Origin of the sequence: uncultured Thiodictyon sp. (assembly GCA_903837595.1) — a bacterium.
Lineage (GTDB): Bacteria > Pseudomonadota > Gammaproteobacteria > Chromatiales > Chromatiaceae > Thiodictyon.
The window spans coordinates 1-21425 of record CAILVI010000248.1 but is presented as its reverse complement, the minus strand read 5'-3'; the positions used below and the strand labels follow the sequence as shown (position 1 = coordinate 21425).

Below are 21425 nucleotides of genomic sequence, written 5' to 3'. Positions count from 1 at the left end.
CCTACCGCCCTGGGGCGCTCATCCAGCTGCCCTGGCGCCATCATTTCAGCACGACCTGCACAACCACTGGGGAGAGCAACCGCTGAAGGTCCTTCGGATCGATGCCGACCAGATAGCCGCGACGGCCGCCGTTGATATAGATCAGCGGTAAGGCCAGGATCGTCTTTTCAATATAGACCGGCATGGCCTTCTTGGTTCCGAACGGACTGGTTCCGCCAACCAGGAAGCCGGTGTGCCGGTTTGCCGTATCCGGCTTGCATGGCTCGACCTTCTTACAGCCGATCTGCCGCGCCAGTTCCTTGGTCGATACCTTGCAATCGCCGTGCATCAGCACGATCAAGGGCCGCTCCGACTCGTCCTCCATGACCAGCGTCTTCACAACCTGATGTTCATCAACATCGAGTTCCCGAGCCGATACCGAGGTGCCGCCGTGCTCTTCGTAGGCATAGAGATGGCTGGAAAAGGCCACCTGGTGCTTGCGAAGGAATTTGGTCGCTGGGGTTTCGGGGCCGGTGTTCGTTTTCATCTCATCTCCGCCGACTATTGGGTCCATCCGCGTACGTCGATCTTGCCGGTGACGGCGGCGGAGATGAGGGCGGTGCGGCGTTCTTGGAGTAGGGCGATGGCCTGTTCGGCTTCGGCGGTTAGGGCGTCGAAATGGGCTGTTTCGCGGTCGAGGCATGCTGCGATGGCGATTTGCTCTTCCAACTTCGGAAGCGCAACCCAGAAATTGATTGCGTGGCTAATGTTAAACTGCTCTTGCGCCGCGCCGTATTGCACGATTTCGACTTGATAGCGAATCATGCGACTATTCATCGCATAGCAAAGCCAGCGCGAATCAAAATCTCCTTTCCTGATGAGCATCACGGATGCACAATTCCCGCCCTCACACTCTTTTGGAACCACAGCAGTTATTCCCGGAGCGCCCACTCTAACAGTCAATAAATCACCTTCATTAAGCAACGTCTTGCCGTTCTTCTGACTGTCAGCGTCGCTAATACGTCTCGCTGCCGCGAAATTGATCTTGCCCTCGGTAATGTCGCCTCCGTAGATGAAAGGGTAACCGTCCTCAGACACATATTCGCTAGGGTTCACAACGATTCCGACAGCGATGAAGGGAGAAATCACTCTTAGCCGCTTAAGCGACCAGTGCGCTGGCATTTCCCCCAACCACTCCACCCCGCAGTCCTTCATCGGTGCATCCGGGTTCAGGCCCTTGGTCACGGCGTGGGAGATGACCGCCTGGCGCTTCTCCTTCAGCAGTTCGATCAGGGTGCGCTGCTCGGCCGTCAGGGCGTCGATCTTGGCGGTTTCGCGGTCGAGGAAGATGGCAATGGTCACCCGCTCCTCGGCCGGAGGAATCACCACCGGAAGCTCCATGACATTCGTTGAAGAAATCGACGCAAGGTTCGTGCTTTGCTTCGATCGCGACATGAAATAGAACCGCGCATATCCGGAGCCGGTGATCAGGTTCAGCCATTGCGGTGAAATGCCAGTCGGCCGGATCGCAAAGACATGGTTCTGGTGAATGCACGGTGCGATTTCCCCTTGCCAGACATGCCCCCTGCCGAGCTTGTCGTAATCGCCGCCTTCATTCATCAATACGTCGCCCGGCCTCAGGCTATAGCGCGCAAGGTCATCGGCTGGTATCTCAATGGTTGCGATTTCGTTCAGGTCGAGATATCCGTCCTGTACGTTGGCGACGCGCAGGTAGGGTACTTCAATAGTCGATTTACCGGAGTTGTCCTTGCCTTTCGCGACGCCAGTCTGAACCGTTGCGACGAACTTCAGTCGAGTGACATCCCAATGCCCTGGCACCTCTCCCACCCACTCAACCCCAGAGCTCTTGTAGCTCGGATAGCGCGGGAAGCTCATGGCAGCCTCTGGCTCCCACGCTCCAGCGTGGGAGCAAGTACCGACGCTCCAGCGTCGCGCGCGAGTTCGGGCCGCTGGAGCGGCCAAGGCTGCATTCCCGCGCGGAGCGTGGGAACGAGAATAGAGCGCGGGTCGCGGCCGCTCATGCCGTCAATCCATCAATCATGGTCTTGATCCGATCCGTGACCCGCTTGAGGTCGGCGTCGATCGCGGACAGTGGCCGCGGCGGCTCGAAGACGTAGAAATGCCGGTTGAACGGGATCTCATAGCCGATCTTGGTCTTCGCATGGTCGATCCAGGCGTCCGGTGCATGGGGCAGGACCTCGCGCTTGAAGTACTCGGCCACGTCCTCGGCCAACGGAACGTTCTCGGTGTCGCGCAATTTGGGGTCGGGCTGCGGTTTGCCCTTGGCCTTGCCCTTCTGGCCGAGCACGGGCTGGCCGGACGCGTCGCGCAGTGGCCGCTCCACTGTGATGGTCCGGTAGCCGAAGACCTCGTTGCGGAAGATCCGCGAGATCGGCGTGACCCGGACCTTGCCGCCCTCGGGCGCGGGCGGGACGGGCGCGCCGGCCGGCAGGACCCGGCGCTCCAACTCCTTGCCGGCCGCATCGGTCAGGATGGCCAGCCGCGCCTCGGCGAAGTCGCCGAAGAGCCGGGTGACGGTGGCGATGTGCTCCTCGGACATCTCCTTGCGCTTGCTGCCCAGGCTCTTGCGCATCTTCTGCCAGAAGCCGCTCGCGTCGATGAGCTGGACCCGGCCCTTGCGGTGCTCGGGCTTGCGGTTGGAGAGTATCCAGACATAGGTGCTGATGCCGGTGTTGTAGAACATATCCGTGGGCAGGCCGACGATGGCCTCCACCAGGTCGTTCTCCAGGCAGTAGCGGCGGATCTCGCTCTCGCCGGAGCCGGCCCCGCCGGTGAAGAGCGGTGAGCCGTTGAGCACGATACCGATGCGGCTGCCGCCGTCCGCCGCGCTGCGCATCTTGGAGATCAGATGCAGCAGGAAGAGCAAGGAACCGTCCGAGACCCTGGGCAAGCCGGGGCCGAAGCGCCCGTTGTACCCCTTCTGCTCGTACTCCTTGCGCACCGCCGCCTCGATCTTCTTCCACTCCACGCCGAAGGGCGGATTGGACAGCATGTAGTCGAACAGCTTGCCCAGCAGCCCGTCGGCGGACAGGGTATTGCCGAAGATGATGTTGGAGACGGCCTGGCCCTTGATGAGCATGTCCGCCTTGCAGATGGCGTAGGACTCGGGGTTGAGTTCCTGGCCGAACATGGTGAGGCGCGCCTGGGGGTTCAGCTCCGCCAGATACTCACCGGCCACGCTCAACATGCCGCCGGTGCCGGCGGTGGGGTCGTAGATGGTACGCACGGTGCCGGGGCGGGCGAGCACGGCGTCGTCCTCGATGAAGAGCAGGTTGACCATCAGGCGGATGGCATCGCGCGGGGTGAAGTGCTCCCCGGCGGTCTCGTTGGAGATCTCGGCGAACTTGCGGATCAGTTCCTCGAAGACGAGTCCCATCTGGTGGTTGTCGACCGCCTCCGGGTGCAGGTCGATGGTCGCGAAGCGCTCGGCCACCTGGTAGAGCAGGCCGGACTTGGCCAGGCGCTCCACCTGGGTGTCGAAGTCGAAGCGCTCAAAGATATCGCGCACGTCGGGGGAGAACCCCTGAACATAGGTGTAGAGGTTGTCGCTGATGTGGTCCTGGTCACCCATCAGCCGCTTCATATCGAGCTGCGAGACGTTGTAGAAGCCGCACCCGGTGATGCGCAGCAGGAAGGGTGCGGGGTTCAGGCCCGCGGCACGCTTGGCGGCCAGCTCGGCGAGTGCGGCGGCCTTGGTTGCTTCCAGCACGCAGTCCAGGCGCCGCAAGACGGTGAAGGGCAGGATGATGCGGCCATAGTCGGACTGCTTGAAGTCCCCGCGCAGTAGATCCGCCACGGACCAGATGAAGGAGGACAGGACTTGCTGGTTCATGGGGCCGGCGTTCTCGTTTGAGCAGGAAGCGCTCCGCTTGGATGGTCTCCCGGGTCGTTTACATGCCCCTAGCTTGTTGCACAACACCGGTTGTAGTCAACATTGACCACGTATTGCTTTCCAGGTGGAGCCTTGTTGATCGGGTCAGCAGAGGTTGCGAAGACGTACTATATTTAAGAGGGCGCGGGGAAGGATCGCGCCGGCCAGCCCGTCGCGGGGGCCACCGGGTACCGGAAGATACCGGCCGCGGTGGTGACGAAGCCCTCCGGGGTCACCGCGCTGTCCGCCGGGGCGGGGCGCCAACCCGACGGGGCACCAGCGGGTTTCCGCGGGGAGGGGATGGAGTCTCCAGGGGCGGGGACGGAGCCTCCAGGGGCGGGGGCGGCGTCTTCAGGGGCGCCCGCGGACGGCTGAGGGGATGTCGAAAAACTATTTATAATCATATGGTTGCGAGATGTTTTGGAGTTCTTGAGTCCAGGGGCGCCCGGCGAGCCTCCCGGGGCGGGGGGCTGATCTCCAGGGGCGCCCGGGGAGTCTCCCGGGGCGGGGGGCTGATCTCCAGGGGCGCCCGGCGAGTCTTCAGGGGAGGGGGGTCGCTTTCCAGGGGCGCCCGGCGACTCGCCGCGGAAGGTGCGTATTCAGGGAGGGCTGGAACTGCCTTCGGGGCCGCGTGACGCCCCGGATGCGGTGATCGGTCCCAGGGTTGGGGTTGCGTCTCGGCGGGATGTCGGCGGCTGAATCAATCGGCTTTCCGTCAGATCAATCGCCACGCGCGCGGCAGCCGGTGCCGCCCGGTGACTGCCATCCGTCTTTCAGCAACGCATGAGGAGTGAAACCAAGATGCCTAACTCCGATTTCATCCCACCAGGAGACAATGATCTGCTGCTCTGGGCGGAAACTTTGCATGCCAAACTGTCCGCCAATCCAGCCGCTCATGGTCTGAGCGTGGAAAAGGTCACGGCCCTGGAGGTGGCGAAGGCCGATTTTCGCACCAGGAAGGCCGCCGTCGCCGATATCGTCAACGCGGCCAAGCGGGTCACGGCCGAGAAGGACCAGAGCGGGGCGGCGCTCATCGCCTTGGGCCGCGAAATTGCACGGCTGGTCAAGGGGCATGAGGGCTATACCGAGGCCGAGGGGAAGGACCTGGGGATTGTCGGCCACAAGGCGAGCTTCGACCCTAGCACCGCCAAGCCGGTCATCAGCGGCACCGACAAGACCAATGGGGAAATAGTGTTCCGCTTCCCGAAGCTTGACACCGAAGGCGTGAATTTCTACTTCCAGCTCGAAGGGGAGACGACTTGGACCCTCGCCGGTCGCGCCAATCACTCTCCCTTCACGCACAGTCGGCCCCTGCGCCAGCCCGGCAAGGCCGAGTTTCGGCGGTATACCGCGATCTATGTGATCCATGACAAGGAGGTTGGACTATTCAGCGATGTCTTCGAGATCACTTGCTCGCCCTGACCTTTGTTGCCCAAGTGTAGGTCGCCCTGCGGGGCGACCTACGCCGGTCGCTGGGCGCTGCGATGATCGGGCCCCAGCATGCGTTCCCGCAGGGTGTCGTAGATCGGCGGGCTGCCGAGCAGTGCGGGGATGATGTTGGCGGTGAGACAGGCCGCTAACATCGGAATGATCAGCGTCGTGTTGGCGCTCATCTCGACGATCAGGATCACTCCGGTCAAGGGGGCGCGAACCACGGCGGCAAAAAAGGCGGCCATGCCGACCAGGGCGAGGGCCGAGGTGGGCGGTATCAGTTCGGGCAACAGCGGGTGCAGGGCATCACCGAGCAGTGCCCCGAATGCCGCCCCCACCAGCAGCAGCGGGGCGAACAGGCCGCCGGGGGTGCCGGCCGCATACGAAAAGGGCCCTAGTAGCCAGCGCACCGCGAAGATCGTGGCCAGGCTAACCAGTGTGAAGTGTCCGTTGAGTACGCCCTGAATAATGGGTTCGCCGCCACCCACCAGGTGTGGATCGAACCAGGCCACGGCCCCGACCAGGCCACCCACCGCGGCCGCGCGCAGGGTGACCGGTACCCGGTCGAAGCGATCGAACCAGTCCAGCCAGCGGATGACGAAGCGGTTGTAGAGGGCGCCCAGTGCCCCGAGGGCGGCGCCCAGGAGCAGGTAGATGGCGAGGCTTTCCGGTGTGGGTGGTGCCAGTGGGGCGAGCGCAAAGACCGGCTGATCCCCGAGCAGGGTGCGCAGGGTCATCAGACCAGCGCCGCAGGCGGCCAGGCTGGCCACCATCAGGCGCGTCTCGAACCGATGGGTCAACTCCTCGAAGACGAACAAGAGCCCGCCCAGCGGGGCATTGAAGGCGACCCCCAGACCGGCCCCGGCGCTGGCGGCCGAGAGGGTACGCACGTCGGCCGGGGCGGTACCGCAGACCCGGGCGATCAGGGCGCCGATGGTGGCGCCCATCTGCACCAGTGGACCCTCCCGCCCGAGGGCAAGTCCAGCCCCGATGGCGAGTGAGCCGCCAACGAACTTGACCGGCAGCACGACCCATTGCTCCGGCTCGACCTCGCCACGCATCACCGCCTCGACCCGCGGCACACCGCTGCCGGAGGCCTCCGGCGCCAGGCGCTGTACCAACCAACGCGCGATCGTCACCAGCACGGCCGCGGCCGTCACCGGGATCAGCCAGCCCCAGGTTGGCCATTGGCGCGCCCAGTCGATCAGGTGGTCGCGTGACTGATCGGCCTGCTGGAGCACCATGAGAAAGGCGGCGCCCACCTCACCGACGAATACGCCACTGATCGCTGCCATTACCGCCAGCAGCCACAGGTGGGCCGGTGCGGCTTCGGGTGGGGCTGCGTCGGGGGATGGCATCATTGGTTCTTCCTCGACAATCTGACCGGGGCGACCTAGCATGGTCGGCATCCGGTCATCGACCATGAGCGAGCACGAGGGTGCAGCGGATGGAAGCGTACAAACTCGAAACCATTGCAGACCTGCTGACCAGCCCTGATGAGCGGGTGGAGTTGATCAACGGCGAGATCGTCCGCCGGCCCATGGCGCGGGCCGAGCACGGTGTCGTGCAAGGTAATACCACGGTGGAACTCGGCCCCTTCAGCCGCCAGTCCGGCCCCGGCGGCTGGTGGATCGCCACCGAGATCAGCGTCGGCTACGAACTGCATCAGTGCCCCTGCCATGACCTGGCCGGTTGGCGCAAGGAGCGGGTGCCGGAGCGCCCGCGCGGTGTCATCGAACTGGCGCCGGACTGGGTATGCGAGATCGTCTCCCCCGGCCACGAGCGCAAGGACACCCTCACGATCTTCCTGCTCTTGCAGCGCCACCGCGTGCCATTTTACTGGCTGATTTGGCCGGAGGACCGGACCCTGGTCGCCTACCGGCTGGACGGCGACCACTACCGGGTCATCGCCACCCTCACGGAGCCCGCCCGGGTGCGCATCCCGCCCTTCGATGAAATCGAGATCGACCTCAACTATATCCTCGGCGACTAGGGCGGGCCAAACAATGCTTCGGCGGCACGGCGCGCGGCATCCGCATCGGGGTTTGCACTTGCCGCGACGGGTTGCGGGTTGGGCTCAAAATACTCGCAGAAGTTGGACCGGAGCTTCTCGATCACACGCTCCACCAGCGGCTCCCGGCACTCGTTGGGTCGCCCCGGGGCATAGAAGCGGCAGTTGCGGCAGCAATGGGTCGGCTTGTCGCAGCCGGGGCAGGGGGACTCCCGCCCCAGGTCGAGCCGGGTCAGCCCCTGACCGCAGTTCCAGCAGTACCCGCGGATCTCCTCGCCCATGGTCGTCTCCGGTGATTGGTTTGCGGCAATGATCTCGCATTGGTCCCCGTGGCGGCAAACCGGGCGCTACGGCGCCGTGCCGCCATGGGTCCATAGCCGGTGCGCCTGCTCGCGCCAGACGCTGGGGCCCGTGAGTGACCCGTCCGCGCCGAGTCGCAACGCGATGGCTCCGTTGACCCCGGTGTCGCGGCTGGGGATGCCAAGCGCCGCGACCCGCGCGCGCACCTCCGCGGCCGGCAGGCCGAAGTGGTTGGCGTAGCCCGCGGCATAGAGCACCCAAGCAGGGGCGACCGCCGACAGGAAGGGGGCGCTGGTCGCGGTCGAGCTGCCGTGGTGACCGGCCACCAATACATCGCTCTTGAGGTTGGGGCCGAGTCGTTCGACCAAGTCTGCCTCCAGCTGCTGGCTCAGATCACCGGTGAGCAGGATGGACCGTCCGCCGGTCGTCGCCCGCAGCACACAAGAAGCGTCGTTACCGGTCAACACGGCGGCCCCCGCCGTCGGCGCTTGGGGGTGCAGTACCTCAAAACGCACCCCGGACCAGGTCCATTTATCCCCCGCCTGGCAGGGCGTCGCACCCGCTAGACCCAAGCGTTCGGGCTCGCCGCTCACGATACGCCCGACCGGCAGGCGCGCCATCAGCCCGGCCGCTCCGCCGATGTGGTCGCGGTCGGCGTGGCTCAGCATCAGCACGTCCACCCGCGGCACCCCGGCTGCGGTAAGGTAGGGGGCGATGACGGCCGTCCCGACATTGAAGCCGCTGTCGAAACCCGGGCCGGTGTCGAAGACCAGGGTCCCGTCCCGGGTCCGCAGCACCGCCGACAACCCCTGGCCGACGTCGAGCAGCGTGAACCAGAGCTCCCCCGGACCCGGGGCCGGCGGGCGCACCAGAACGAACGGCAGGAGCAGCGGCAGACCCAGCCAGCGCGCCGGCAACCCCCGGGGCGCCAGGAGCAGGGTCACACCCAGGAAGGCGCACGGCCACACCCAGAATGGACCGAGCGGCAGCGACACCGTCGCCCAGGGGAAGGCCGCGACCCAGGCCAGGGCCTCCAGACACCAGTTGAGGAGTTGCGCGGTGAGCACCAGTGGCAGGGTGAGCCCCGGCACCAGGCTCAGCAGCGCTGCACCCAGGACCAGCGGGAACAGGATCAGGGTAAACAGCGGTTCGGCGACCAGATTGACTGCCGGTGCGATGGCGGAGGCCCGCCCGAACAGGAGCAGCAGGAGTGGCAGCAACCCGATGGCCACGGCCCATTGCGCCTGTCCCCAGCGGCTCCAGAGGTCGCGTTGGGGCAGTCGCTGACCCAGGTTGAAGAGCAGTACGGCCACCGCGGCAAAGGACAACCAGAACCCGAACGACAGGGCGGAGCGGGGGTCCCAGAGCAGGACCCCGGTCAGTGCCAGGATCAGCGCGTGCCAGTGGCGGGGGGTGCGCTCCCACACCAGCACCGCAAATACCACCGCGGCCATGATCAGCGCGCGCTGGGTCGATACCGAGAAGCCGGCGAGTGCCGCATAGGCGAAAGACCCGAGGAAGGCGCCAACTGCCGCCGCGCGCGGGGCGGCCAGGGTCAGGGTGAGCCGGGGGGACCGCGACCAGAGCGCGCGGATCAGAAAGAAGGCGACGGCGGCGATCAGGCCCAGGTTGAGCCCCGAGATGGCCACCAGGTGACTGGTACCCGTGCGAGTCATGGCCTCCCAGTCTGCACGTTCAAAGCCGGACTGGTCGCCGGTGACCAGGGCCTGGACCAGCGGCAGCGAGCGTGTCGACCCAAGCACTGCCGCCAGGTGGTCGTTGAAGGCCTGGCGGGCGCGGGTCAGCCAATAGCCGGCGGGACCCGGATCGAGCCGTTGCGCGCCCGCGCCCTTGCCGACCGTGCCGGTGGCCTCGATGCCCTGCTCGAAGAGCCAGCGCTCATAGTCGAAGCCGCCCGGGTTGGCAAAGCCGTGGCGCGGTTTGAGGCGCACCGGCAGGCGCCAGCGCTCCCCGGCGCGCAGTGGCGGGGCACCCTCATACCAGTTCAGCCGCACCAGGCCGGTGAAGGGCAGCGGCACGCCCGCCGCGTCCGCCCGCTCAACCTCGAACACAAAGCGCCTGGCCCGGCCCGGTCCCTGACCCAGGTCGGTCGGCAGTGAGGCGATACGCCCCTCGATCGTCAGCGGTACCCGGGCAAGATCATCCGGGAAGGGATTGGCAAGCTGAAGCGTGGTGTGGATCTGCGCGTACAGGATGCCCACCAGCAGCGCCGCCAGCGGTCGGCAGACCCGCGGCCGCTTGAACCGGGCCAGGGCGAGCGCCGCCACCGCGTAGAGCGCCGCGGTCCAGGGGGGTGGTAACTCCGGCAACAGATAGAAGCCGCAGACCCCGAGCGCAAAGGCCAGGCCCAGGGTTGCGAGCGCCGAGCCGGACCCCGCCGGTACACTTGGCCCGCCAGACGGCACACCTGCCTGTTGCATGAATCTCCCCGCCGCTACCCTGCAAACCGCGACCCAAACCCTTCCGCCAGCGGCGTCGCCTGGATCTGGCGCAGCCCGCGGGCGCGTACCCGGGCGTGTTCGTGGGTAGCGAGGATCACGCTGGTGCCCAGGCGCTCGACCAGGCTCAGGAAGAGCTCCATCACCTCGTCGCCCAGGCGCGGGTCGAGTGCCGATGTCGGCTCGTCCGCCAGCACCAGGCGCGGCCGATGGGCCAGCGCCCGGGCGATGGAGGCGCGCTGGTATTGACCGACCGAGAGTTGCGCGGGCCGCTGTTTCAGCAGGTGGCCGATCTGGAGTTGCGCGACGATGGCGTCCAGGTCCGGGTCGCGCTCCGGCAGGCGCAGCAGGCGGCGGTTGATGCCGATGTTGCCGGCGACGTTCAGATAGGGCAGGAGCCCCCCGGTCTGGAGCACGAAACCGATGGCGGCGGCGCGCAGCCGTGCCAGGTCGGCGTGACGGCCGCGTTGCCACAGGTCGGCGATGTCCGTTGGTCTATCACCGGCGCCAAACTGAAAGCGCCCGCCGTTCTGCGGCCGCACGACGAGCCCCAGCAGTTCCAGTGCCGTGCTCTTGCCGCAACCGCTCGCGCCGGTGAGTGCCACGATCTCCCCGGTGTCCAGGGTCAACGAGTCGATCGCCACCCGGAACGCCTGGTCGCCGCTGCCGCGGGTGTAGCTCAGGTCGGCGCAGTCCAGCAGCATTGGGGGTGGCTCAGGGCAGGTCCTTCAGCGGGATTGGATAAACCGCCTCGCGATTGCGCGGATTGTCCGCCTGGGCGATGTCGACCCAACCGAAGATGTCGCCATAGTAGAGCGAATAGAGGCTCACCTTCTTGCGCAGCCGGTCCACCAGGAAAGCGTCCCCGTTACTGACCTGGGTGGGGGCGGCGAAGACCTTCGCCACATACTCGAGTCGCCGGTTCGTCTCCGGGCTGCCCGTCTCCGCACGGAAGGCAACCAGGCCGAAGGCGACCTTGTCCAGCAGCCCGGCCCGCCGGATGCGCTCGTAGAACTGCTTGACCGCGGCACGCGTCTCGGCGATGTAGGGACCCATGGAAACGGTGGAGTCGATCACGAAGACGATGGCGGCCTTATAGTCCTTCAGTGGGTTCGTCGGCGGTGTGGGCGGTGCGGGTGGCCGTGACACCGGGCCGGGAGCCGCGGGCAGGGTGACTGAGGCGACCTTGAGCGAGTGCACCGTGTTACCGGCGCTTTTGCCGTAGTCCTTGACATCCAGAATTGGCAGCAGATAAAACCGGTCATAGAGATTCACATAGGTCTCGGGCTCGAGTGCGACCACGCGCGGGTCATGATCGCCCGCCTCGATGCCTTGGAGCAGGGTCCGCGCCGCCGTGGCCGGCGAGGGCGCATCCAGCACCGCGCGCAGGCTGTCCAAATCGCGGAAAAAGATCAGCCGCTCGCGCCCCGCCGGGTTGGTCAGGGCCAGGGTCAATTGCTGGTTCCAGGCCAGCGTCAGACCTGCCGGTACCCAACCGAGCAGGTTCCGACCCACCGTGTCGGTCCCGAGCCGCAGCCATTCCTGGTCCGCACTGGTCCGGCGTTCATAGACATAGAGACGGCTCAGTGCGCTGATCAGGCGGGTGCCGGTTTGACCAGGCGCCTCGCTCGCCGCGGCACCCGGCTTGGTTAGCACGCGTTGGAACAGCACCCGGGTGCCGGGCAGGGTCAGCGGCGTCTCGGTCGTGGTCGCCCAGCACCAGACCGGCAGCAGGAGCAGGGCGAGGCCGGCGAGTCGGTGTCGGGCAGGGCAGGGGGGCATGGCGTGTGTTAGTGGATGACCTCGTCGATGCTCGCCGCGACCAGTGCACGGTCGAGCCATTCCAGCAGGGTCTCGGGGTCCGCCGACTCGATGCGCAGGCGCGCCGGCTCGGGGATGTCACCGAATTTGTGGTGCATCACGCGCATCAGCGCTGCGCACTCGCCCTGCTGCCGGCCTTCGTCACGACAACGTTGGAAAAAACTACTCACTGTTTGCGCCTCGCTCGGGTAGTCACGTTCGTAGGGCGCGAAGAAGGCCAGGGCCTGACGCGGATAGTCGAGTACGAGGTTCTTGAAGTTCTGGTCGCGGTCCATGGTCCGATGGTAAACCAGATGGCGGGGATGCAGAAGGGGACAGGCGGCCTGTTGACGAACCTGCCGACCACCAGGAGGCAGCGGATCGTCCCCCGAGACCCTGATCCGATGCCCGGTCCCAGCAATGTTGTCACCGCGTCGGGTATCATGTGCCGGAATTCGTTCCGCAGTGGAGTCAGGCGTTTTGAGCGATTCGGTCGAGATGTCCGCGGTTTTCCGCCCTTGGTTGTGCCTTGGGATCGCCGTTGTCTCTCTGCTGCTCCTGTCGGCGCCTCTGCGAGCTGCCCCGGTACGAGTCATCGCCTGGCCGGCGGCGCAATACAACCCCAATCCACTCCCCGATGATCTGATTCTACCGCTGCCCTGCGGTGGGGCCATGGCCTTCCGCTCAGTGGCCACCCCGGCGCGGGTGGGCCTGGCCCCCACAGTCGCCGACCATGACTTTAGCGCCGTTGCCGGACCCTTCCGGGATGGACGGGGCCATCCACGTTTCCTGCTCGGCAAATACGAGGTCAACGGGCTCCAGGTTGCCGCCGTCGAGGCCTATGCCAAGAGCAGCGATTGCCCCTCGCCGCAACTACCGGACGGACGGCTCGCCGCCTCCACCATCGGTTGGCAGGAGGCCATGACCTTCGGTGACGACTGGACCGGCTGGCTGCTCGCCCAAGGCCAGGCCATCCCGGACTGCACCGGCGGTGCCGGCTCCTGCCTGCCGCGTGCCGACAGCGGCCCCGTCGTGGTCCGGCTGCCCACTGAAGACGAATGGGTGTTTGCCGCGCGCGGCGGTCTCGCCGTGACGCCCGGGGTTTTCGCCCAGGCCCGCTATCCCATGCCGGACGGCATCGACCATTACGCCTGGAGCAAGGACAACGCCGGTGGCCAGGTCCACCCGATCGGTACCCGCGCGGCCGGGCCGTTCGGGTTGCACGACCTCTATGGCAATGTGTCCGAGATGTTGGTGGAGCGCACCTTTACCCCGACCCGCCGGGGTCAGGCGCCTGCGTTCGTCATTCGGGGCGGAGCGCGCTATGACCCATCCGAGAAACTCAGCGCCGACCTGCGTTATGAGGTTCCCATCCACAGTGAGACGGGGCGGACGCGTACCAGCGATACCGGGTTCCGGGTGGTCGTCTCGCTGGCGCCGGCGAATCCGGGATCCCGGGCTATTCCTATCGGCGCGCCCGGGAATGCTCCAGCACCGCCAACGGACCATACCAACGTCTCTACTCAGACCCAGGATTTGCCGGCAGATACTGCGTTGCGCGAAGCCACCGCCCCGAGCCTCATCGACCGGTTTGGCATTGCAGTAATCACGGTCGGCGTTGCACTCGCAATTGGCGTTGGTGTTGGCATCGCGACTGGGGTTGGGTGGCTATTCGCCTGGTTCGGCAAGCGCCATGCGGCGGTGCGGCGCCGCGAGGCGGCATTGCGGCAGGAGGTGGCGGAACGGCAGACCGAGGCTGAGGCCACGCGACAAGCCGAGGCGCAGGCGAAGCGGCAAGCCGAGGCGGAGGAGAAACGACAGGCCGCAGCAGAAGAAAACCGGCATGTTGAGGCAGAGGCAAGGCGGCAGGCCGAAGCAGAAGCAGAAGCGAAGGCAGAGGCGAAGCGCCAAGTCGATGCTGAGGCTACACGCCGAGCAGAGTCGGACGCGATGCCACAGATGCTCGGCTTACGGCTGGCGCAGGACCTTTGACCTTGTCCATCCAATTCCATCGAAAGAATACGACACGATGGGCCGCGATCCGCTCGAAAAATCCTTCAATTGCTTGTTGCCGGTAAGCGGTCATCCGCCACGTGGCGTAGGGCAGTCGTGATCCACCAGGCCGGCGCGAGCGGGGCGTCCTGCCGCAGTACGGCCAGGTCGCTATCCGATAATCTGCGCCGTAGCTTGTCGATGACCTGATCGTTTACGGCATCCTTACCTAGCCAGCGCAGCGCCTGGATGACGGTTCCGCTGATGCGCCCGGCGGTCTCCATGTTGCGCGGCGTCGTCTTCTTCAGCACGATCTCGCGGCCGTCCACCTGGATCAGGCGCGACGGTCCGTCGGTCAGGTACAGGAGCTTCATCGGCACCTGTTCCGTGAGACCCAGTTGATTGGCGGCGTAGGCGCCTGCCGGCTGTAGGCGTAGCGCATCGCGTCCAGCCAGCGCCTTGGCGATGGCATCGCTGGTCACGGACAACTCGCCGAACAGCGGATGGCGTTGCGGCAGGGCATAGAGCCCGCGGGCCACCTTGCGCAGCGAGCCGTCGCCGCACAAGCGCGACAGCGCATGATCGATTGCGTCCCGGCTGCTGAGGTCGAGGAAATCGCGGGGCGAAAACACCTGTCCCGGCTTCCCGGCCAGGATGCGCTCTTGGATCTGTGTGGCGATGGATGTGCTGTGCTTGCCCATGGTTTCGTCAGAAATAATGGCTATTTTTTCTGACAAAAGCAAGTGTCTTCGTCATCGGTCAGTGCTGTCCCAGTGCCGCGAGTCAACGGGGCGTCGCCGCTTCGCCGGCAGCGACGGCCCTTCTTAATCAATGGGTTGCCCCGTGGTAAACCGGCCCAGCGTTGGTTGGTCTGACCAAGGAACAGTTCACCGTAACGACTGCGGCGCGCAACGGAGGTCTTGGTCGGCAGCGTATCGGGTTGCTCTACTCCTCGGTCATTCGTGTCCTGCTTTCGGCCGGGATACCGTCAGCGCCTCAAACCCCGAGATGACATCGAACAGTTCCTCATCGATCCCGCTCTGGCGCAGGCGGTGGAAGGTCCCGTTGAGGGCCTCGAGCAGTTCGTCGATATTCTTGTCGGCGCGTTGCATGGCGGCCAGGCGGCTGGCGTTCTCACTGGCCAGCGATTCGGCGCAGGCGCGGAAGAGTGAGACGAACAGATATTCGCGGATGAGCGCCCGCACGGTTGCGGTGGTGCTACCCAGGACCTCGGGCAGGTTCCGGGTCGGCCAGGGGCGCGCGCCCAATTGGCGATGCCAGGCGTCGTCCAGTGGCAGCAGTTGCTGGCGTACTGGCGCATAGACCGCACCCGATTCGGGGCGGTTATAGAACAGATGCAGCTGTGCGTTCCCATGGTCGCGAACCTCACTCGCCAGGAGGATCTGTCCGATGAGTGGCGTGATGGCCGCCACCGAGCCCGGGACGGCGAAGAGCCCCAGCGGCGACAGGCCGGAATCGGCCAGACGCGCATGCACGCGCTCGCCGACCGCCCAGACCCGCGGCCGGTCGGTCAGTGCCGCCAATGCCGCGACCGCATAGTCGGCTACCAGCTCGTTGAACTGGCCCACCAATCCCTGGTCCGAGCCGAATACAATGGCACCGATGGCCCCCTTATCCGGTGCGTCGACCTCACCGGGCATGGCGTCGACGCTATCGGTGCCGCGGAAACACACGCTCAGCCCCAATTCCACGGTGCGGGCATAGTCGCCCAGGGCGCGTACCGCCTGCTCGTATTGGCCGATACTCGATGCCGCCAGGGTCTTCATGGTGCGGACGACCGATTGGAGATCGCCCGCGCCCTTGATCTGGCGGCGCAGGGCGGCGATGGTGTCGCTCATGGCGCTGGGGTGCCCATTGCGTCAGGTGACGAAGCCGGTCAGCGCCTGGCGGGCCAAGTCGATGATCATTTTCCGATCCGCATCGCTCAAGGTGTCGGCGCTTGCCAGGCGCTCATGCAACGCTTCGGGAATGCCGGCTGCGGCCTCCTGCGCGGCCTGCTCGGCCGCGGGCATCCGCTCCAGGGGGACGGCGTCGAACAGCCCGGCGATCAAGGCCAGCAGGATGGCGATTTGTGCCGGGACGGAGACCGGGGCCAATTCAGACTGCTTGAGGCAGGCGCGGATGCGCTGGCCATGGGTGATGATGGTGCGGGTCTTTTCATCCACGTGGGCGCCAAACCGGGCGAAGGTCTCCAATTCCTCGAACTGTGCATAGGCAAGCTTGAGGTCGCCCGCCACCGCCCGATAAGCAGCCAACTGTGCCTTGCCGCCGACGCGCGAGACCGACTTGCCGACATCCACGGCGGGCAGCACGCCCAGCTCGAAGAGTGACGGCGAGAGATAGACCTGTCCGTCGGTGATTGAGATCAGATTGGTCGGAATATAGGCGGACATGTTTTCCGCCTCGGTCTCAATGATCGGTAGCGCCGTCAGTGATCCGCCCCCGCGCTCTTTGCTCAGATGAGTGGCGCGCTCCAGCAGACGCGAATGAATATAGAAGATGTCGCCGGGGAAGGCCTCGCGGCCAGGTGGGCGGCGCAGTAAGAGCGACAGTTCGCGATAGGCGCGGGCATGATGAGTGAGGTCGTCGTAGACGATGAGTACGTCGCGCCCGCGCTCCATGAAGTGCTCGGCGATGCTGGTGGCGGCATAGGGGGCGATATAGGCGAGCCCCGGGGCGTCATTGCCCTCGGTGACGACCACCACGGTATAGTCCATGGCCCCCTTTTCGCGCAGCGTGGCCACGGCCTTGGCAGTGGCGGAGGCGCGCTGGCCAATGGCGCAATAGACGCACAGGACGTCTTGGCCCCGCTGATTGAGGATGCTGTCGATGGCAATGGCGGTCTTGCCGGTCTGCCGGTCGCCGAGGATCAGTTCGCGCTGGCCGCGCCCGATGGGAATGAGCGCGTCGATGACCTTGATCCCGGTCTGGAGTGGGACCGTGACCGGTGCGCGGTCCATGATCGACACCGCCGGGCGTTCGACCGGCAGGCGTTCGCTGGTGGTCACTGGTCCCTGGCCATCGAGCGGCCGGCCGAGCGGGTCGATGACACGCCCCAGCAGGGCAGCGCCGACGGCCACATCCATGACCCGCCCGGTGCGCTCAACCGTATCGCCGGCCTGCAATTGCCAGTAATCGCCGAGCAGGACCACGCCGATTTCATCCGCATCCAGATTGAAGGCAATGCCGAAGACCCCGCCGGGGAACGCGAGCAACTCCTCGAATCCCACGTCGGCCAGGCCGGACACCTTGGCGATGCCGGTGGAGACCGTCGCGATGGTGCCCACCTCATGGGGCGCCAGCGGCGGCGCGAATGACTCACGCGCCTCACGGATGGCGGCGAAGGTGTGATCGACGAACAATTCTAAGCGGTCAGGCGCGGTGTTCATGAGTATTCGGCAGCGCTGCCCACCATCTTCTGACATAAGCATGATCCAGTATCGCTGGGTCCTTCGCAGCCTGTTGAACGAACCAAGCCAGCATTCCATCCCAGACCTGGAGGTCGCCAGCCGGTTGCAAGGTCCACTGAAGTTCATCCAGCGTCCAGTTGGCCTTAATGCTGTTCGTCAGCATGGAGCAGCAGAACCAGTTGTCCGCGATATCCTCTCCTCCTCTGGCTACCGGATGCAGGTGGTCGATGGTGGGGAATAACTCCCAGAAGGCCATGTGACCAGCTGTCATCTTACCGTGGGGGTGGTAGGGAAAATCATCTGGGAGGTAGATGGAGAGCAGGCGCAGGACCGGCGGGAAAATCAACCGTGTCCCGCGATAGCGGTCGATGAATCCGTCCCGTATGAAGATGCGGGTCATGGCTTTCAGGGTATACGTACGGCTAGCCTTCTTGATCGGATCGAACGGATATTCGGTCGTGATAATGTCCCGGGCACCGGCCAGATCATCCGTTGCGATCCGGTTGCAGGCGAGTGCGATGGCATCGCTACGTGATCGGTGGCTAACCGGCGGTGGATGAGTGACTGGGTTCATTTCGGCAAACTTTTTGCTGTGAGCAGCGCCTCGACGCTTCTCTCCAATGACGCGAGGTAATCCGCGATATCCCAGGCTAGCTTTTGTCCATCCCCGGTGAGTTCGATCCCGCTGACCAGGTCCGGTGCTGTTTCGAAGCGGAGCGGGATCGCCATTCCAAAGGTGGTGTCGATGGTCTGCTGGATGGCCGTGCGTTGGGCCGCGGGGAGGTCGAAGGCGCTGCGCACGCATGCGGGGGTGGACGCCGTTGCCAGTGCATGCGCGAAGGTGGTGTGCGCCGCGTCGTCCAGCGCCGACAGGCGGCGGGTGAATGCCTGGACCATTCGCTCCTCCAGGTCGACCCCGGCCAGATCGGTCAGTGTCTTGCGCGCGATGGCAAAGACCTCTTCTTGGGTTCGAAGCGCGATGGCTGCATTGAGTTGATTGGCCTCGCTGCGCAGTGACTCCGCGCGCTGGGCCGCCAGGGCGTCGGCCGCCTGCCGGGCATCATTGAGCAGGCGTCGGCGTTCGGCCTGCACCTCGCCAACGGCCTGGGCCAAGAGCGCCGCGCGCTGCTCATCGAACGCCTGGTTCTTTTGCTCAAAGGACGCGCGCTCCGTTTGGGCGGCGGCCTGCTTGGCGGCGGCGTCTGCCAGCTCAGCCGCGATACGTCGCTCCCGCTCATCGATGGCGTCGAGGATGGGCTGGTAGAGAAAGCGCTTCAGCAACCAGACCAGGACGAGAAAATTGATCGCCTGGGCGCCGACGGTGAACCAGTCGATGAGCATGGTCTATTTCCCTGCGGCGTGGGTGATCGCGAGGTTCCAGAAGGGGTTGGCGAAGATGAGGATCATCGAGACCACGAAGCAATAGATGGCCGTGGACTCGATCATCGCGAGCCCGACGAACAGGGTGCGGGTGATGGTGGCGGAGGCGTCGGGCTGTTGTGCAAGCGCGGTCAGCGCGATGGCCACCGCCCGGCCCTCGGCCAGCGCGGGCCCCATGGTACCGAAGCCGGTGGTGAGGCCGGCCATGACGATCGAGGCGACGGCAATGATGGTCAAGCTGTCCATGGTGGGTCCTCGCGGGGTTGCTGGATTGATCGATCAGGCGTTGAGTGTCGCCCCCGGCGTGCCGGTGCGCGTCGCGGCGGCGATATAAACGGCGGCCAGGATGCTGAAGATATAGGCCTGCACCATGCCGGTGAGCAGGCCGAGCGCGGTCATGAGGATCGGAAACAGGAAGGGCGTGATGGTGAGCAGAATGGCGATGATCATCGCCCCGCTCATCATGTTGCCGAACAGTCGTACCGCCAGTGCCAGGGTGCGTGATACCTCGCTGATGATGTTGAATGGCAGCATCAGAACGGTCGGCTCCAGATAGGACTTGAGATAGCCGGGGAGACCCTGGTCCGCGATGCCGAAGGCGGGTACCGCCACCAGCACGCAGAGTGCGAGTGCGGTCGTCGTGGAGAGCGAGCCGGTGGGCGGCTCATAGCCGGGAATGATGGTGGCCAGCGCGGCGGCGGCGAGGAACAGAAAGAGCGTGCCGAGAAAGCCGAGATAGGTCCGCGGTTGCGACAGCCCGACCTCCGCGATCTGCTGCTCGATGCCCGTAACGATGATCTCCAGCAGGTTCTGCCAGCGCGTGCGCGTCAATCCGGTGGAGAGGTGACGCGTGATGAGCTTGGCACCGACCACCAGCAGCAACATCAAGGCCCAAGTGAAGACACTGGTCCCATTGAGCTTGATAAAGCCCAGTTGCCAGAAGATGATCTCATCAGGACTCAGATGCATGGGTGGCCTCCGGCACTGGGCTGCGTTTGAGAGCTTCCGCCGGTCTGATCAGCCGTGTCACGGCCAGGCGGGCGATGGCAAATCCCAGCAGACACGCGACGAGGCGTTCCCACTGATCGCCGCCGACGAAGTAAAACCCGGTCAGTACGAGCCCCGTGCGCAGCACCAGGCTGCCGAGCATCAAGCCGGCCGGGCGTGGGGACGACAGGCCCTTGCGCAGCGTCCACCAGAGTCCGCCGAAGAACAGTGCCCCGAGCAGCAGGCCGGCGAGCAACGCCGAGGCGAGTCGCAACAGTTCATCGATCGCCATTTTCTTGCTCTTCCCGCATGGCCTGGTCTTCTTTGGCGACCCAGTGCCACGCATTGAAACAGCCGAGCGTCAGCCCTCCCACCAGCAGCGCCAGTGTCCAGGAGTGGGTGCCTGGGTAGTGTTTATCGATCCAGAGACCGAGCGCGGTGCCGAGCAGGGTCGGGACGACCACCGACCAGCCGACCAAGCCCATCATGCCGAGGCCGAACCAGACCCCGGGCGTGGGGTTGCGCCGCGCCTTGAGCTTGCGCGCGGCCTTGGCGCCGACTTGTCCGGCGAAGTCCGCCCCGTGGTCCGCCGGGCGCCTGGTGTGGTCATCATTCATGTTGAAAGCTCATAAAACGACGCAGAAAACCCGTCTCCAGGATCGCCATGACCGAGCGCAGGCTTTGCTCCTGTGTGTCCAGGGTGAGAAACTCCCGCTCGACCGCCGCCCGCAATTGCTCCAGATCCGTTCCCCCGATCGCTCGGCGCACGGAGACGAGCACGGTCGGACCGGTCTTGACCAGCACCCCTTCGTCGACGGCCAGGCAGACCTCGCCATCGGCGGCGGTTTCATAGACCAGAATCCCGGGTGTGAGCGCCGCGACGCAATCAAGCCGATTTGGCAAAAGTCCGAATGCACCCGCCGGCGTCTCCGCGACGATGCGTGAGACATCGGTCTTATCGGCAAAGACCTGGAACGGCAGGAGCACTTTCAGATTCATGATGCCTTGGCCTTCACCATGGCCTCATCCGCAGTCCCTATCATATAGAGTGCCCCCTCCGGGACGTCCTTGAATTCGTCGGTGAGGATGCGTTCGCAGCCGTCCAGCGCATCCTCCCGACTGACCAGTTTGCCGGCCAGGCCGGTAAATTGCTCGGTGGTAAAAAAGGGCTGGGTCAGAAAGCGCTCCAGGCGGCGTGCGCGTCCGACCAGCTTGCGGTCCTCGGGCGCGAGTTGCTCCAGGCCCAGCATGGCGATGATGTCTTTGAGCTCAGTGTATTGCGCCAGGGTCCGCCGGACCTCGCGCGCCAGCGTGTAATGGCGCTCCCCGACGATGCCCGGCGTGGCCATCTTGGAGTTGGACTGCAGGGGGTCGATGGCCGGGAACAGACCCTCGCTGGCGCGTTTGCGCGAGAGCACGATGGAGGCGGAGAGATGGGAGAAGGTATGCACCGCCGCCGGATCGGTAAAGTCGTCCGCCGGGACATAGACGGCCTGGATCGAGGTGATGGCGCCGGTATCGGTGTTGGCAATGCGCTCTTCCAGCCCCGATAGCTCGGTTCCCATGGTGGGCTGATAGCCCAGCCGCGAGGGCATTTGACCCATCAAGCCGGATACCTCCATGCCGGCCTGGATGAACCGGAAAATATTATCGATGAGCAACAGCACATCGCGGTGCTCGTCATCGCGGAAATACTCGGCCATCGTCAGTGCGGCGTGCCCCACGCGAAAGCGACTGCCCGG

General features: G+C 65.3%; 22 protein-coding genes and 1 pseudogene. 3 read left to right on the top strand and 20 right to left on the bottom strand.

Annotated features, from left to right (window positions below):
• Window positions 1–40 precede the first annotated feature (40 nt).
• The 3 genes from ybaK to QZY44_RS13615 form a co-directional block, all read right to left on the bottom strand.
• On the bottom strand, window positions 41–526 hold the full coding sequence (ybaK, locus tag QZY44_RS13625; protein ID WP_295447089.1) for a Cys-tRNA(Pro) deacylase: 486 nt from the start codon (window positions 524–526) through the stop codon (window positions 41–43).
• A 14-nt stretch (window positions 527–540) separates the two neighbouring features.
• On the bottom strand, window positions 541–1875 hold the full coding sequence (locus QZY44_RS13620; protein ID WP_295447086.1) for a restriction endonuclease subunit S: 1335 nt from the start codon (window positions 1873–1875) through the stop codon (window positions 541–543).
• 142 nt (window positions 1876–2017) lie between these two features.
• Window positions 2018–3853 (bottom strand): class I SAM-dependent DNA methyltransferase, encoded by a 1836-nt coding sequence (locus QZY44_RS13615; RefSeq protein WP_295447084.1) that lies wholly within the window; start codon window positions 3851–3853, stop codon window positions 2018–2020.
• An 840-nt stretch (window positions 3854–4693) separates the two neighbouring features.
• On the opposite strand from QZY44_RS13615, the gene QZY44_RS13610 reads away from it, so the two are divergent.
• Window positions 4694–5314: a hypothetical protein gene (locus QZY44_RS13610; protein ID WP_295447081.1), complete on the top strand. Its 621-nt coding sequence runs from the start codon at window positions 4694–4696 to the stop codon at window positions 5312–5314.
• A gap of 38 nt (window positions 5315–5352) precedes the next feature.
• Here the strand turns inward: QZY44_RS13610 and clcA are convergent, their stop codons facing one another.
• A complete protein-coding gene (clcA, locus tag QZY44_RS13605; RefSeq protein WP_295447079.1) occupies window positions 5353–6684 on the bottom strand; it encodes a H(+)/Cl(-) exchange transporter ClcA in 1332 nt (443 codons plus the stop codon).
• An 86-nt stretch (window positions 6685–6770) separates the two neighbouring features.
• Between clcA and QZY44_RS13600 the strand changes: the two genes are divergently transcribed.
• The gene (locus QZY44_RS13600; RefSeq protein ID WP_295447078.1) at window positions 6771–7316 is read left to right on the top strand and encodes a Uma2 family endonuclease; all 546 of its coding nucleotides are present in this window, start codon (window positions 6771–6773) and stop codon (window positions 7314–7316) included.
• On the opposite strand, the gene QZY44_RS13595 is transcribed toward QZY44_RS13600, so the two are convergent.
• The 5 genes from QZY44_RS13595 to QZY44_RS13575 form a co-directional block, all read right to left on the bottom strand.
• The gene (locus tag QZY44_RS13595) at window positions 7313–7615 is read right to left on the bottom strand and encodes a hypothetical protein (RefSeq protein WP_295447077.1); all 303 of its coding nucleotides are present in this window, start codon (window positions 7613–7615) and stop codon (window positions 7313–7315) included. The genes QZY44_RS13600 and QZY44_RS13595 overlap by 4 nt on opposite strands.
• Window positions 7616–7681: 66 nt before the next feature.
• A complete protein-coding gene (locus QZY44_RS13590; RefSeq protein ID WP_295447074.1) occupies window positions 7682–10075 on the bottom strand; it encodes a DNA internalization-related competence protein ComEC/Rec2 in 2394 nt (797 codons plus the stop codon).
• A gap of 14 nt (window positions 10076–10089) precedes the next feature.
• A complete protein-coding gene (locus tag QZY44_RS13585) occupies window positions 10090–10797 on the bottom strand; it encodes an ATP-binding cassette domain-containing protein (RefSeq protein ID WP_295447072.1) in 708 nt (235 codons plus the stop codon).
• Between the two features lie 10 nt (window positions 10798–10807).
• On the bottom strand, window positions 10808–11875 hold the full coding sequence (locus tag QZY44_RS13580) for a hypothetical protein (RefSeq protein ID WP_295447070.1): 1068 nt from the start codon (window positions 11873–11875) through the stop codon (window positions 10808–10810).
• Window positions 11876–11883: 8 nt separating this feature from the next.
• Window positions 11884–12189 carry a transposase gene (locus tag QZY44_RS13575; RefSeq protein ID WP_295447069.1) on the bottom strand — a complete coding sequence of 102 codons (306 nt, stop codon included), beginning with the start codon at window positions 12187–12189 and terminating at the stop codon, window positions 11884–11886.
• A gap of 184 nt (window positions 12190–12373) precedes the next feature.
• Between QZY44_RS13575 and QZY44_RS13570 the strand changes: the two genes are divergently transcribed.
• Entirely contained in the window at window positions 12374–13885 is a 1512-nt protein-coding gene (locus tag QZY44_RS13570) for an SUMF1/EgtB/PvdO family nonheme iron enzyme (RefSeq protein WP_295447067.1), read from the top strand.
• A 65-nt stretch (window positions 13886–13950) separates the two neighbouring features.
• Here QZY44_RS13570 and QZY44_RS13565 read toward each other — a convergent pair whose 3' ends face one another.
• The 11 genes and pseudogenes from QZY44_RS13565 to QZY44_RS13515 form a co-directional block, all read right to left on the bottom strand.
• Window positions 13951–14586, bottom strand: coding sequence for a DUF6088 family protein (locus QZY44_RS13565; protein WP_295447065.1), 636 nt, complete (start codon window positions 14584–14586; stop codon window positions 13951–13953).
• 255 nt (window positions 14587–14841) lie between these two features.
• A complete protein-coding gene (locus QZY44_RS13560) occupies window positions 14842–15744 on the bottom strand; it encodes a F0F1 ATP synthase subunit gamma (protein WP_295447063.1) in 903 nt (300 codons plus the stop codon).
• Between the two features lie 21 nt (window positions 15745–15765).
• Entirely contained in the window at window positions 15766–17295 is a 1530-nt protein-coding gene (locus tag QZY44_RS13555; protein ID WP_295447061.1) for an alternate F1F0 ATPase, F1 subunit alpha, read from the bottom strand.
• Window positions 17279–17890, bottom strand: coding sequence for a hypothetical protein (locus QZY44_RS13550; protein ID WP_295447059.1), 612 nt, complete (start codon window positions 17888–17890; stop codon window positions 17279–17281). Before QZY44_RS13550 ends, QZY44_RS13555 begins: the two co-directional genes overlap by 17 nt.
• Complete coding sequence (locus tag QZY44_RS13545; protein ID WP_295447057.1) at window positions 17887–18657, bottom strand: F0F1 ATP synthase subunit B; 771 nt, start codon at window positions 18655–18657, stop codon at window positions 17887–17889. Before QZY44_RS13545 ends, QZY44_RS13550 begins: the two co-directional genes overlap by 4 nt.
• 3 nt (window positions 18658–18660) lie before the next feature.
• Entirely contained in the window at window positions 18661–18942 is a 282-nt protein-coding gene (locus QZY44_RS13540; RefSeq protein ID WP_295447055.1) for a F0F1 ATP synthase subunit C, read from the bottom strand.
• Between the two features lie 33 nt (window positions 18943–18975).
• A complete protein-coding gene (locus QZY44_RS13535) occupies window positions 18976–19665 on the bottom strand; it encodes a F0F1 ATP synthase subunit A (protein WP_295447053.1) in 690 nt (229 codons plus the stop codon).
• Complete coding sequence (locus QZY44_RS13530) at window positions 19649–19975, bottom strand: ATP synthase subunit I (protein WP_295447051.1); 327 nt, start codon at window positions 19973–19975, stop codon at window positions 19649–19651. The genes QZY44_RS13535 and QZY44_RS13530 overlap by 17 nt, the downstream gene beginning before the upstream one ends.
• The gene (locus QZY44_RS13525) at window positions 19962–20300 is read right to left on the bottom strand and encodes an AtpZ/AtpI family protein (RefSeq protein ID WP_295447049.1); all 339 of its coding nucleotides are present in this window, start codon (window positions 20298–20300) and stop codon (window positions 19962–19964) included. The genes QZY44_RS13530 and QZY44_RS13525 overlap by 14 nt, the downstream gene beginning before the upstream one ends.
• A complete protein-coding gene (locus QZY44_RS13520; RefSeq protein ID WP_295447047.1) occupies window positions 20293–20682 on the bottom strand; it encodes a F0F1 ATP synthase subunit epsilon in 390 nt (129 codons plus the stop codon). Before QZY44_RS13520 ends, QZY44_RS13525 begins: the two co-directional genes overlap by 8 nt.
• Window positions 20679–21425, bottom strand: a pseudogene (locus QZY44_RS13515) (F0F1 ATP synthase subunit beta); the annotation flags it as partial. The pseudogene QZY44_RS13515 and the gene QZY44_RS13520, both read right to left, overlap by 4 nt.

What these genes read in the sequence shown, in the direction of transcription:
- QZY44_RS13580 (WP_295447070.1), bottom strand. Translation starts at nt 11,875, where the DNA reads ATGCCCCCCTGCCCTGCCCGACACCGACTCGCCGGCCTCGCCCTGCTC.
- QZY44_RS13590 (WP_295447074.1), bottom strand. Translation starts at nt 10,075, where the DNA reads ATGCAACAGGCAGGTGTGCCGTCTGGCGGGCCAAGTGTACCGGCGGGG.
- QZY44_RS13560 (WP_295447063.1), bottom strand. Translation starts at nt 15,744, where the DNA reads ATGAGCGACACCATCGCCGCCCTGCGCCGCCAGATCAAGGGCGCGGGC.
- ybaK (WP_295447089.1), bottom strand. Translation starts at nt 526, where the DNA reads ATGAAAACGAACACCGGCCCCGAAACCCCAGCGACCAAATTCCTTCGC.
- QZY44_RS13540 (WP_295447055.1), bottom strand. Translation starts at nt 18,942, where the DNA reads ATGGACAGCTTGACCATCATTGCCGTCGCCTCGATCGTCATGGCCGGC.
- QZY44_RS13520 (WP_295447047.1), bottom strand. Translation starts at nt 20,682, where the DNA reads ATGAATCTGAAAGTGCTCCTGCCGTTCCAGGTCTTTGCCGATAAGACC.
- clcA (WP_295447079.1), bottom strand. Translation starts at nt 6,684, where the DNA reads ATGATGCCATCCCCCGACGCAGCCCCACCCGAAGCCGCACCGGCCCAC.
- QZY44_RS13610 (WP_295447081.1), top strand. Translation starts at nt 4,694, where the DNA reads ATGCCTAACTCCGATTTCATCCCACCAGGAGACAATGATCTGCTGCTC.
- QZY44_RS13565 (WP_295447065.1), bottom strand. Translation starts at nt 14,586, where the DNA reads ATGGGCAAGCACAGCACATCCATCGCCACACAGATCCAAGAGCGCATC.
- QZY44_RS13545 (WP_295447057.1), bottom strand. Translation starts at nt 18,657, where the DNA reads ATGCTCATCGACTGGTTCACCGTCGGCGCCCAGGCGATCAATTTTCTC.
- QZY44_RS13530 (WP_295447051.1), bottom strand. Translation starts at nt 19,975, where the DNA reads ATGGCGATCGATGAACTGTTGCGACTCGCCTCGGCGTTGCTCGCCGGC.
- QZY44_RS13555 (WP_295447061.1), bottom strand. Translation starts at nt 17,295, where the DNA reads ATGAACACCGCGCCTGACCGCTTAGAATTGTTCGTCGATCACACCTTC.
- QZY44_RS13525 (WP_295447049.1), bottom strand. Translation starts at nt 20,300, where the DNA reads ATGAATGATGACCACACCAGGCGCCCGGCGGACCACGGGGCGGACTTC.
- QZY44_RS13550 (WP_295447059.1), bottom strand. Translation starts at nt 17,890, where the DNA reads ATGAACCCAGTCACTCATCCACCGCCGGTTAGCCACCGATCACGTAGC.
- QZY44_RS13575 (WP_295447069.1), bottom strand. Translation starts at nt 12,189, where the DNA reads ATGGACCGCGACCAGAACTTCAAGAACCTCGTACTCGACTATCCGCGT.
- QZY44_RS13615 (WP_295447084.1), bottom strand. Translation starts at nt 3,853, where the DNA reads ATGAACCAGCAAGTCCTGTCCTCCTTCATCTGGTCCGTGGCGGATCTA.
- QZY44_RS13600 (WP_295447078.1), top strand. Translation starts at nt 6,771, where the DNA reads ATGGAAGCGTACAAACTCGAAACCATTGCAGACCTGCTGACCAGCCCT.
- QZY44_RS13620 (WP_295447086.1), bottom strand. Translation starts at nt 1,875, where the DNA reads ATGAGCTTCCCGCGCTATCCGAGCTACAAGAGCTCTGGGGTTGAGTGG.
- QZY44_RS13535 (WP_295447053.1), bottom strand. Translation starts at nt 19,665, where the DNA reads ATGCATCTGAGTCCTGATGAGATCATCTTCTGGCAACTGGGCTTTATC.
- QZY44_RS13585 (WP_295447072.1), bottom strand. Translation starts at nt 10,797, where the DNA reads ATGCTGCTGGACTGCGCCGACCTGAGCTACACCCGCGGCAGCGGCGAC.
- QZY44_RS13595 (WP_295447077.1), bottom strand. Translation starts at nt 7,615, where the DNA reads ATGGGCGAGGAGATCCGCGGGTACTGCTGGAACTGCGGTCAGGGGCTG.